Annotated in this window: 10 protein-coding genes; 5 read left to right on the top strand and 5 right to left on the bottom strand. The window is 42.2% G+C overall.

The features are described from left to right. Positions 1 to 116: 116 nt before the first annotated feature. The 5 genes from HMPREF1519_RS01385 (at position 117) to HMPREF1519_RS01360 (ending at position 7,276) form a co-directional block, all read left to right on the top strand. Positions 117 to 1,115: a glycosyltransferase family 4 protein gene (locus tag HMPREF1519_RS01385; protein ID WP_021144521.1), complete on the top strand. Its 999-nt coding sequence runs from the start codon at positions 117 to 119 to the stop codon at positions 1,113 to 1,115. Beyond that, the gene (locus HMPREF1519_RS01380; protein WP_037610833.1) at positions 1,116 to 2,438 is read left to right on the top strand and encodes a glycosyltransferase family 4 protein; all 1,323 of its coding nucleotides are present in this window, start codon (positions 1,116 to 1,118) and stop codon (positions 2,436 to 2,438) included. Between the two features lie 815 nt (positions 2,439 to 3,253). Further along, the gene (gene thrS / locus HMPREF1519_RS01370; protein WP_002890325.1) at positions 3,254 to 5,200 is read left to right on the top strand and encodes a threonine--tRNA ligase; all 1,947 of its coding nucleotides are present in this window, start codon (positions 3,254 to 3,256) and stop codon (positions 5,198 to 5,200) included. Positions 5,201 to 5,249: 49 nt separating this feature from the next. Further along, positions 5,250 to 6,188 (top strand): alpha/beta fold hydrolase, encoded by a 939-nt coding sequence (locus HMPREF1519_RS01365; RefSeq protein WP_037610830.1) that lies wholly within the window; start codon positions 5,250 to 5,252, stop codon positions 6,186 to 6,188. Between the two features lie 29 nt (positions 6,189 to 6,217). Continuing rightward, positions 6,218 to 7,276: a DUF3114 domain-containing protein gene (locus tag HMPREF1519_RS01360; protein WP_037610828.1), complete on the top strand. Its 1,059-nt coding sequence runs from the start codon at positions 6,218 to 6,220 to the stop codon at positions 7,274 to 7,276. A gap of 73 nt (positions 7,277 to 7,349) precedes the next feature. Here the strand turns inward: HMPREF1519_RS01360 and HMPREF1519_RS01355 are convergent, their stop codons facing one another. The 5 genes from HMPREF1519_RS01355 to HMPREF1519_RS01335 form a co-directional block, all read right to left on the bottom strand. Then, a complete protein-coding gene (locus HMPREF1519_RS01355) occupies positions 7,350 to 7,541 on the bottom strand; it encodes a PspC domain-containing protein (protein ID WP_002886147.1) in 192 nt (63 codons plus the stop codon). A 56-nt stretch (positions 7,542 to 7,597) separates the two neighbouring features. Then, the gene (trhA, locus tag HMPREF1519_RS01350; RefSeq protein WP_002886236.1) at positions 7,598 to 8,275 is read right to left on the bottom strand and encodes a PAQR family membrane homeostasis protein TrhA; all 678 of its coding nucleotides are present in this window, start codon (positions 8,273 to 8,275) and stop codon (positions 7,598 to 7,600) included. Further along, positions 8,268 to 8,717 carry a DUF1836 domain-containing protein gene (locus HMPREF1519_RS01345; RefSeq protein ID WP_002885964.1) on the bottom strand — a complete coding sequence of 150 codons (450 nt, stop codon included), beginning with the start codon at positions 8,715 to 8,717 and terminating at the stop codon, positions 8,268 to 8,270. The genes trhA and HMPREF1519_RS01345 overlap by 8 nt, the downstream gene beginning before the upstream one ends. A 168-nt stretch (positions 8,718 to 8,885) precedes the next feature. Continuing rightward, complete coding sequence (locus tag HMPREF1519_RS01340; protein WP_021144513.1) at positions 8,886 to 10,157, bottom strand: hydroxymethylglutaryl-CoA reductase, degradative; 1,272 nt, start codon at positions 10,155 to 10,157, stop codon at positions 8,886 to 8,888. Between the two features lies 1 nt (position 10,158). Then, complete coding sequence (locus tag HMPREF1519_RS01335) at positions 10,159 to 11,325, bottom strand: hydroxymethylglutaryl-CoA synthase (protein ID WP_021144512.1); 1,167 nt, start codon at positions 11,323 to 11,325, stop codon at positions 10,159 to 10,161. Between the last annotated feature and the right edge of the window lie 208 nt (positions 11,326 to 11,533).

Genomic DNA, 11,533 nt, shown 5'->3' with positions numbered 1-11,533 from the left:
AGATCGAGTATTCTCGATCTTTTTTAGTATTTGGCCGCCTATCTCATTAAATGAGAAATCAAGATAAAGCCAACTGCAAGATGAAATTTCTACTAAATTAAGCTATAATGAAGAGTATGAAAGTTCTACTTTATCTTGAAGGAAAATCGGTTCTTGAAAAATCAGGAATCGGACGGGCTCTCCACCATCAGATGCATGCCTTGGACTTGGCGGGGATTCCCTATACAACGGACATCTTGGGTGATTACGATGTCGTTCATATTAATACTTATGGGCCACGCAGCTTGATGTTGTTGCATGCTGCAAAACGCCGTGGCAAGAAGGTCATCATGCATGGTCATTCGACACGTGAGGACTTTGAGAATTCATTCATCGGTTCTAACCTTTTGGCCCCACTTTTTGGAAAATATTTGGCCCACATGTACCAAAAGGCTGATTACGTGATTACGCCATCTGAGTATTCCAAAAAATTGATTCAGTCTTACGGAGTTACGACACCAATCATTGCTGTTTCAAATGGGATTGATTTGAAAAAATACGGTAAGGATCCACGTAAGGAAGAAGTTTTCCGAGACTACTTTGGTATCAAGGAAGGACAGCCAGTGGTGATTTGTGCGGGTCTTTATTTCCAACGCAAGGGAATTGAAGATTTCGTCAAGGTTGCCGAAAAGATGCCTCATGTTCGTTTTATTTGGTTAGGTAGTATCAGCAAATGGTTGATTCCTAAGAAGATTCGAGACATTGTCAATGGTAAGCATCCTGATAATGTCAGCTTCCCAGGTTATTTCAAGGGAGCCGTCTTCCAGGGAGCCATGAGTGGTGCTAATGCTTTCTTTTTCCCATCTTACGAGGAAACTGAAGGGATTGTGGTGCTAGAAGCCTTTGCCAGTCACCAGCATGTAGTTTTGCGTGATATTCCTGTTTATGAAGGCTGGGTTGATGACAAATCGGCCTCATTTGGGCACAACGTGGACGAATTTGTAGTAGCCTTGCAAGATATTATCGATGGTAAAGTGGACAAACGTGAAGAAGGCTATAAGGTTGCAGAAAGTCGCTCGATTGACGATGTCGCCCAAAAGCTTGTTGAAGCCTACAAAGAAGTATTGGAGATTTAAATGCGTATCGGATTGTTTACAGATACCTATTTTCCACAGGTATCAGGTGTTGCGACCAGTATTCGCACGCTGAAGACGCAGTTGGAAAAAATGGGACATACAGTCTTTATCTTTACGACCACTGATAGAGATGTTGACCGCTATGAAGACTGGCAGATTGTCCGTATTCCGAGTGTGCCATTCTTTGCTTTTAAGGATCGCCGTGTAGCTTATCGTGGTTTTTCCAAGGCACTAGAGATTGCCAAACAATATAAGCTTGATATTATTCATACGCAGACAGAGTTTTCATTAGGTCTGCTAGGGATTGCCATTGCACGCGAACTTAGGATTCCTGTTGTGCATACCTACCATACTCAGTATGAAGACTATGTCCGCTATATTGCCAAAGGTATGGTTATCCGTCCAAGTATGGTTAAGTACATTGTTCGTGGCTTTATGAGCGATTTGGATGGAGTCATCTGTCCGAGTGAGATTGTTTATGACCTTTTGCTCAAGTACAAGGTTGCAGCTGAAAAACGTGTCATTCCAACTGGAATTGAACTTGAAAAATTCCAACGTCCAGAGATTACTGAAGATGATGTGGCAGACTTGAGATCCAAGCTTGGTATCGCCTCTGATGAGACCATGTTGTTGAGCCTCTCTCGTGTGTCCTATGAGAAAAACATCCAGGCTGTGCTGGCTGCTCTCCCTTCTGTTTTGGAGGAAGACGACAAGGTGCGTTTGGTTGTGGCTGGTGACGGTCCTTACCTACCAGATCTTAAGTCTCAAGCCAAAAAACTTGGTATTCAGGACAAGGTGGTTTTCACTGGTATGATTGCGCCTAGTGAGACAGCACTTTATTATAAGTCTGCTGATTTCTTCATTTCGGCATCAACCAGTGAGACTCAAGGCTTGACCTATCTGGAAGCCTTGGCTAGCGGTACCCCGATTATTGCTCATGGAAATCCTTATTTGGATAATGTGATTACAGACCAGATGTTTGGAACGCTTTATTATCATGATAATGATTTAGCTGGGGCCATTTTGGAAGCAGCCATTGCAACACCAGAAAAAGACGAAACTAAGTGGGCTGACAAGCTTTATGAAATTTCTGCGGAAAACTTTGGAAAACGTGTCTATGAGTATTACTTGGACCTTACGATTTCTAAGGATTTCCACAATGATTTGAATGGTGAAGATAGTACCATGAAACGCTTGACGCGTATGGTAACTTATTTGCCAACTAAGGCTATTACCTTGCCTGTTAACGGCTCTGTTCGTATCCTCAAAGGATCAGCCAAACAGGTCAAGAAAATCAGAAATATCACGAAACTATTGGATTAGGAAAGCTACCAGATTTTTCTAGTCAGATAAAATCTTAGAATTGATTAATAAAAGAGATAATTAGCTTGAAAAATTACAGTTTCATGCTATAATAACGCATAGAGACATATCAGTCATGGGAAATCTTTCAGAGAGCGTGTGGCGCTGGAAATCACGCAGAGGACATGATTGGGACTACTCGATTAACTTTTTATGCAAACATAAAACGGTGGCCACGTTAGAGCCAATCAGAGGTGTAGGACAGACTCGTTTTTTGTCATACATGAACTAAGGTGGAACCACGTTGCGACGTCCTTTTTAGGATGTCGCTTTTTATATTTGGCTTAAGCATATTTAAAGGGCTAAACCAAAATTGAGGGGAGGAGGCTAATTGAGTCGAAATACAATCCTATTTTCTAAGACAGGTGCCATATTATTTTATTTGGTAACATATATGTTGTTATTTATCTCTCTAATGTTTTGGGATGGACCGGTTACCATTCTTATTAGCCTTTATGCCTTAGGGATACCGCTTCTAGTTTTTGGCATTCCCTTTTATAGCATCCTAATGCTTACTAAGACAAAACTAAAAGTTCAGATAGGATACTTGTGTAGTTCGACTGCAGCGGTTTATCTTTATAGTGCATTGACAACCTATCCAATACGTCTATATCCGATTGTAGATGGAACTACACTCCCCTTATGGAAACATGTTTTTATAGTCCTATCTCTTATAGGGTTTTTAACTTCCTCAACTCTTCTATTGCGTATAAGAATGAAAGAGTTTAGAACATCAATTATTGATATTAATTTAGATTAATTTTAAGGAGAATATGATGATTAACATTACTTTCCCAGATGGCGCTGTTCGTGAATTTGAATCTGGCGTTACAACTTTTGAAATTGCACAATCTATCAGCAACTCTTTGGCTAAAAAGGCACTTGCTGGTAAATTTAACGGTAAATTGATTGACACAACTCGTGCGATCACTGAAGATGGAAGCATCGAAATCGTGACACCTGATCACGAAGACGCTCTTCCAATCTTGCGTCACTCAGCGGCTCACTTGTTTGCCCAAGCAGCTCGTCGCCTTTTCCCAGATATTCATTTGGGTGTTGGTCCAGCCATCGAAGATGGTTTCTACTACGATACTGACAATGAAGCTGGTCAAATTTCTAACGAAGACCTTCCTCGTATTGAAGAAGAAATGAAGAAAATCGTTAAAGAAAACTTCCCATCAATCCGTGAAGAAGTGACTAAAGACGAAGCGCGTGAAATCTTCAAAAATGACCCATATAAATTGGAATTGATTGAAGAGCACTCAGAAGACGAAGGTGGTTTGACTATCTACCGTCAAGGTGAGTACGTTGACCTTTGCCGTGGCCCACACGTACCATCAACTGGTCGTATCCAAGTCTTCCATCTTTTGAATGTTGCAGGTGCTTACTGGCGTGGAAATAGCGATAATGCTATGATGCAACGTATCTACGGTACAGCTTGGTTCGATAAAAAAGATCTCAAGGCTTACCTTAAACGTCTTGAAGAAGCTAAAGAACGTGACCACCGTAAACTTGGTAAAGAACTTGATTTGTTCATGATTTCTCAAGAAGTTGGTCAAGGTCTTCCATTCTGGTTGCCAAACGGTGCGACAATCCGTCGTGTCTTGGAACGCTACATCGTGGACAAGGAAGTAGCAGCAGGCTACCAACACGTCTACACTCCACCAATTGCCTCAGTTGAGCTATACAAAACTTCAGGTCACTGGGATCACTACCGTGAAGATATGTTCCCAACAATGGATATGGGAGATGGTGAAGCCTTTGTCCTTCGTCCAATGAACTGTCCTCACCACATCGAAGTTTACAAACACCATGTGCACTCTTACCGCGAATTGCCTATCCGTATCGCTGAAATCGGTATGATGCACCGTTATGAAAAATCTGGTGCCCTTACAGGACTTCAACGTGTGCGTGAAATGTCACTTAATGACGGTCATACTTTCGTAACACCAGAACAAATCAAAGATGAGTTCCAACGTACGCTTCAATTGATTATCGACGTTTACGAAGATTTCAACTTGACTGACTATCGTTTCCGTTTGTCATACCGCGACCCTAAAGATACTCACAAATACTTTGACAATGACGAAATGTGGGAAAATGCTCAAAGCATGTTGAAATCAGCCATGGATGACATGGAACTCGACTACTTTGAAGCAGAAGGTGAAGCTGCCTTCTACGGTCCAAAACTTGATATCCAAGTGAAGACTGCCCTTGGTAATGAAGAAACACTTTCTACTATCCAATTGGACTTCTTGCTTCCAGAACGCTTTGACCTTAAATACATCGGAGCTGATGGGGAAGAACACCGTCCAGTTATGATTCACCGTGGGGTTATCTCAACAATGGAACGCTTTACAGCTATCCTTATTGAAAACTATAAAGGAGCCTTCCCAACTTGGTTGGCACCTCAACAAGTAACTGTTATCCCAGTTTCAAATGAAGCCCACACAGATTACGCTTGGGAAGTTGCTAAACAACTTCGTGACCGTGGTATCCGTGTTGAAGTGGATGAACGTAACGAGAAAATGCAATACAAGATTCGTGCGTCTCAAACACAAAAAATCCCTTACCAATTGATTGTTGGTGATAAGGAAATGGAAGACGGAACTGTTAACGTTCGTCGCTATGGACAAAAACAAACACACACTGAAGCTGTGTCAGAATTTGTAGAAAATATCCTTGCTGATATTGCTCGCAAATCACGCCCAGATGCCGAATAATTCAGAAAGTCGGTTAGCTAAGCTAGCTGACTTTTTAGTAGGATAAACCATGCACGTTTTTAGGAAAAGACTTTTATTTCTGCTGGGAGCAGTCCTGCTCTTGTTACTGTCTAGCTTTACTTATCACAGATTAGCCTTGCAAAGAGAGAAGGCTTCCCTCAACCCTATGGGACAAATGGTGTCTGTCAATGGCCATGACATGAGCGTCTTTGTAAAGGGGGAGGGGCCACAAACTCTAGTTTTTCTTTCTGGTGCTGGAACAGCCTCTCCCATTCTAGATTTTAAAGACTTGTATGATGGGCTTTCGAAGCAGTATAAGATAGTCGTTGTTGAAAGGGGTGGCTATGGTTACAGCGAGGACACGTCTAAGTCCCGAGATGTTTCTGAGGTTCTTTCAGAGACACGTCAAGCCCTAGCCAAGGCCCATGTATCAGGTCCTTATATTATCCTCTCCCATTCGATGGCCTCCTTAGAGACACTTCTGTGGCAGGAAAAATACCCTAGTGAAGTGAAAGCTATCATTGGTTTAGATTGGGCCCTACCTGAAAGTTACTCCCATTTGAAAATGCATCCCCAGATTTTACGTATGGCTCGGTGGGGAAGTCAATTAGGCCTATTAAGGTATTTACCGAGTCGCTTATATGTGCCTAATGACAATCTAAGTAGTAGTGACTGCCGCCTCTATCAACGGATAGCCTATCGTCAAATATTGTCAAAGGCTATGTTAAATGAGAGCCTGTCTGTTAAGGAAAATGCGAAAAAGGTTACTTCTAGCTTTGATTCACAAATTCCAACCTTACTGATGGTCTCGAATGGTGGGGGTACTGGTTTTAGCCAGAAGGACTGGCGGCATTATGCGACTAGCTTTGCAAAGGACCAGAAAAATATCGAAGTGACTTTTTATGATTCTCCGCATTATCTTTATCACTATCAGACCAAAGAGGTAGCAGCAAAGATAGAGGAGTTCATCAAAAAGACGACTGATTAAATTTACATATATTATCGAGGAGAGATGTGATGCTCATTGGTTCAAAAGCCTTTCGAAACTTATGGGAGGACTGGCAAAGGGACTACCAGCCATTGCAAGTACTAAAGCTATTGTTAGCTTATATAGGGATGCCAGAGGATTTATCGGGAGAGCTTGAAGAAACCCAACACCTTTTATCTTATTTTGATCCTGACTTGGCACCGCATGATTCCTTCTGGAAGGATGTCGTTAAATTGGTAGACCTGGCTTTTCCTGGTGATAGTTTGTCTAAGAATGCCTCTATTGAGAGACAAATCCATCAGCTACGTTACCTGATTTCTAGTCAACAGTCCCAGTATGTGCGAACGCATTATAAAAAGCCAGGGATGACAGATAAAGAAGCTTTGGCTGTCTATCTGAGATGGAAGCCTTTCACCATGTTTGATCAGGGACGTTTGCACCAAAAGATTTCTATCTGTGATGGCAAGGCGGTTTATCCTGATGGGATTCCAAGTGTTAATCTAAAAATTCTTCTCTATAATCGGATTGAGTTTATTCTGGATAGTCAGGGAAACTTTCTCAATGAGGTCGATGCGGAGCAGGTGACCGAGAGTGGGGTGGTTAATGGTGCCAGTTTTAACTATGGTAATTTCAAGCGCCACTGGCAATTGGATGTGGAGCCGGTCCAACCACATGACCCTGATTTTCGTAATCGAATGACTAGGGGCTTTCGTTCACCCAACAAATTGAAAAAACGTTGGGGACAGCAAGCGCCTGAACAGTTTGATAAATCTTTCTACAATCCAAAAGGCATCTATGCTCAGTCTCATAGGTCTTTGGCAAATGATGTCAAACGCCAAGCCAGACTTTTTCTCGCTCTGGTTTATGGCTTTAAACCGGATCAGACCAAGCAATCAAAGGAGGTTCATATGTCTAAACAACCACAAAACAATAAGGGAACAGCAGTTCTAGGCTCACTAGTCTTTATGGCCTTATACGCCCTAGGTATTTGGCACAATGCTGTCCGAGGAAATATTCCCTTTCTCATTCTTTGGAGTGTTTTACTCCTTGTTAATGTCAGCTATTTTATTTTCCGCTTGAGAAAATAAAAAAGAAAGTGATACAGACCTAAATAGTAAGAAATTTAGGTCTGTATCACTTTTTTGTATATTCAATGATAACTTACCACTTGCTTTCTTCTGGGATAATAATCCAGCAGATGATGTAGAAAAGAAAGCCTGTTCCGAATAAGAAAATCGCTGCGGCCCAAATGAGGCGAATAATGACAGGGTCGATGTCAAGATATTTAGCGATACCAGAACAAACACCGGCAATGATTTTGTTGTTTGGATCTCGTCTGAGTTCTTTTTTCATATGATTTACCTCCGTATGCCTTATTATACCATAACACCTAGAAGTCTAGTATTAGCTTAAGGAAGCATGAAGTAGACGATACCCAGATATTGGAGTGCTGAAGCCAGCATGATGAAGAGGTGCCAAATCATGTGGAAGTATGGTTTTTTCTTAGCGTAAAAAGCTGCTCCAACCGTGTATGACAATCCTCCAGCAAGCATGAGCCCCCAAAAGGCTGGTCCTGTCTTAGTGACGATAGCTGGAATGATAAAGATAACCAACCATCCCATCATCAGATAGAGGAAGAGGGAGAACTTTTCATTGATTTTTTTAGCAAAAATTTTATAGAGAATACCAAAAATTGTTGTTCCCCATTGAAGGATGATGATGCTATAGCCTAGCCAACCGCCAACCAATGAGAGGGCAACAGGGGTGTAGCTTCCAGCAATGGCGATATAAATCATGCTGTGGTCAATAATTCTTAGAACCATCTTGTGGGGTGAGTTGTAATCCATAGCATGGTAGATGGCTGAGCTCAAAAACATGAGGAATAGGCTGATAACGAAAACAGACATCCCGACAGCAGCAGTCATACCATAGCCGTTGTTGGCATGAACAGCAGTAATTGGCAGTAAGACTAGCATGGCCACAGCACCGACGGCGTGTGTCACGCTGTTTGCCACTTCCTCACCAAAGCTAAGTTTTTTACTGAGTTTGAGGTTGGGAGAAGTATTAAAAGTAGCAGTATTAGACATTATTTCCTCCTTCAAGGTCGTTCAAAAGTTGATGGGTAGCTCGGTAGCATTGCAGCGTCTGACAGGCTGAGAGTATGACTTGCGGAGCTTCTTGAGGAAACTGACCATTCATACAGGCTACAAAGTCATTGTAGTAGCTCTTTTGGCTTTCAGCATCTGTTCGTAGGATTTCTAAGGTTTTGGCAATCTCAGAAATCTCAAAGACGGTCTTCAGACTAGTGATGACAATAAGTCTAGCTACCTGAGCAGCATTATATTTTTTCTTGATGGGTTTTGCGACATGGCCATGTTTGACATAATTATTGACCATAGAGGCGGTTAGCCCCTTGTCGTTTGGTCCCAAAGTACTTTGGGTGACCTGGTTGACATAGAGCAAAACCTGATCCAAATAGAGTTCAATCTCTGGTAATTCTTCCCAGAGAGGGTATTGTTGTGTTGTCAAATTATAAAAACCTCTTTATCTAGTTTTCATAACTAGATTATAACATTATAGAAATTCAAGTCAAGTCAGAACTTGTAAGATATGAAAAAGATGTTGAGATAAAATTTCCAACATCTTTATTTTTTATGTGATAAGGCAGGTTGATTTTTTATGCTTTTGGATCACTTCTTATGGGGTTCTGAGTTTCTCCAAAATTGCTTGTGCAGTTTCTTGGTTCATATGTTTGGCCTTGAGAAGTTCAGCCAAAACCTGAGGCATTTCTTCAGGAATAGCCCCAGCTAACAAAGCTAGGGATTTGGCTTGGAGTTTCATATGTCCTGCCTGTATTCCTGTTGAAGTCAGAGCTTTGAGAGCAGCCAGATTTTGTGCCAAACCAAGAGAGACGATGATACTGGCTAGAGTTTTGGCATCTGGATGATTAAGCAAGTCATGGGCGATAGAAGCACTAGGGTTAAGTCCGATAGAACCTCCACGAGTTGCGATTGGCATGGGGAGGGTTAATTCTCCCACTAGTTCCTTAGCTTCATGATCATAAGTCCATGTGGAGAGACCACGGTAGCTACCATCCTTGCTAGCATAGGCATGGCTACCGGCCTCAACGGCTCGCCAATCGTTTCCGGTCGCGATAACTAGGGCATCGATACCATTGAAAATTCCCTTGTTATGGGTAGCTGCTCGGTAGGGGTCCACCTGAGCCAGTTGGCTAGCCATCTCCATTTTCTTGGCTAGGTCATGTGCCTCTTCCTTATTACGACTGAGGAAGCGTGTGCTAAGACGACAAGTCGCTGTCACAAGACTCTCAGTGGCTAGATTTGAGAGAATAGCCATGAGGCTTTGACCTTTTGAGAGGTTTTCCAATTCTGGCACCAGGGCTTCCATCATGGTGTTGACCATATTGGCTCCCATGGCTTCTTGGGTATCAACGGCTAGATAGACAATGAGGAAGTTTCCTTTAGTCTCAGTCCAGAGCTTGCGAGGGCCACCCCCACGCTTAACAATAGAAGGGTGAGCCTCTTTGGCAATCTCTATAAGGTCCTGACTGGCTGCTTGAATTTTACTTGAGGCAGCAGCCTTATCAGGAACGTCAAAGAGGGCAACTTGGCCAATCATCTGACGGTCATGAATCGTAGTCGTGAAACCACCAGAACGCTTAATGAGCTTGCTAGCGTAGGAAGCAGCAGCCACAACTGAAGGTTCTTCGGTAACCATGGGAACCTGATAAGTCACACCATCTACCAATACATCTGGGCAAATGGCAAAGGGAAGTGTGAATCGACCAATAACATTTTCAGCCATTTGATTGGCTGTTTCAAGGGTGAGTTGTTGGTTCTTATCCAGAAGATCTTGATTTTCCTGAGACAAAAGAGCATTCGTTTTCAAATGCTCTTTACGTTCTTGCGGTGTCTTCTTGGAAAAACCAGTCCAAGAGAGTTTAGTCATATTAATGTCCTTTATAGATACGTTGGTGTTCAGAGATTTCAGCTAAACGGAAAGCTCCGGTTTGGTAATCAGCGAATTGAGTAGAACCAGTGTCATCCAACTGCGCCTCCTCATAGAAAAGTTTTTCATAATCAGCAACGCTTAATTGTTGACGTTTGGCAAAGGTATCTAGGCGGTCCGAACGAAGCAGGTCTTTGTAACCTTCAACCAGACGTCCTGAGAAAATTTCAGAGACAGCTCCAGAACCGTAAGAGAAGAAGCCAATCTTATCTCCGGCTTTAAGGTCTTGCGACTGTTCAAGCAAAGACAGAAGTCCAAGATAGAGTGACCCTGTATAGATGTTTCCAATTTGACGACTATAGGTGATTGAAGCGTCAAAGTTATTTGTCAGACGCTCTTTATTCTCTGGATTCAAATCTTTTGGAATAATCTTGTTAAGTCCCTTAAGAGCTAGCTTAGGATAAGGGAGATGGAGACAAAAAGCGGCAAAATCAGCAAAGTTAGTCTGATGGCGTTCTTGATAAGCTGCCCAAGTTGTCTTCAAACTGTCAAGGTACTGCTTGGTTGAATAGATGCCTTGAACATAAGGCGTTGAACTGTAGTTTGGACGCCAGAAGTCCATGATATCACGAGTTTGAGCTACATTATCATCAGCAAGTTCCAAAATACGTGGATTCTGACTGACTAGCATAGCTACAGCACCAGCTCCCTGAGTTGATTCACCAGAAGATTCCACACCGTAGCGGGCAATATCACTAGCGATAACCAGAACCTTGCTATCTGGGTGGGCTGCCACGTGCAATTTAGCATAGTTAAGTCCAGCAGTTGCAGCGTAACAAGCTTCCTTCATTTCAAAAGAACGAGCAAAAGGCTGAATACCTAAAAGACTGTGGACATAGACAGCAGCAGCCTTAGACTGGTCAATGGAAGACTCAGTAGCTACGATGACCATATCGATAGCATTTTTGTCGTCGTCATTTAAAATATCAGCCGCCGCATCAGAGGCAAGCGTCACGATATCTTCTGTAATCGGCGTAATACTGGTTGCATCAAGCATCAGCCCCTTGCTGAATTTTTCAGGCTCCGCCCCACGGGCAAGAGCGAGATCAGCCATGTTTAGAACATATTGACTGGTCGCAAAACCAATCTTATCAATTCCAATAGACATATGATGTTTCCTTTTTTCTTCATTGTAGAGTATCCAGAAGATACTAATCTATAGTGATTTTACCATAAAAGAGCGCTTTCGCCTTGAAAAAACTTTGATAGTTAGTTATATCTCATTTTTTGATAGGAACTAGGGGATTTTAAACGACTTACTTTTGCTATTGCCATAGCTTTTAGTTCTCATTTACACCAGAATAGGGTAAAATTGA

The sequence above is a fragment of the Streptococcus sp. SR4 genome (assembly GCF_000517725.1).
GTDB lineage: Bacteria > Bacillota > Bacilli > Lactobacillales > Streptococcaceae > Streptococcus > Streptococcus salivarius_F.
Note: the sequence above shows the minus strand (reverse complement) of the source record. Positions and strands in the feature narration are given on the sequence as shown.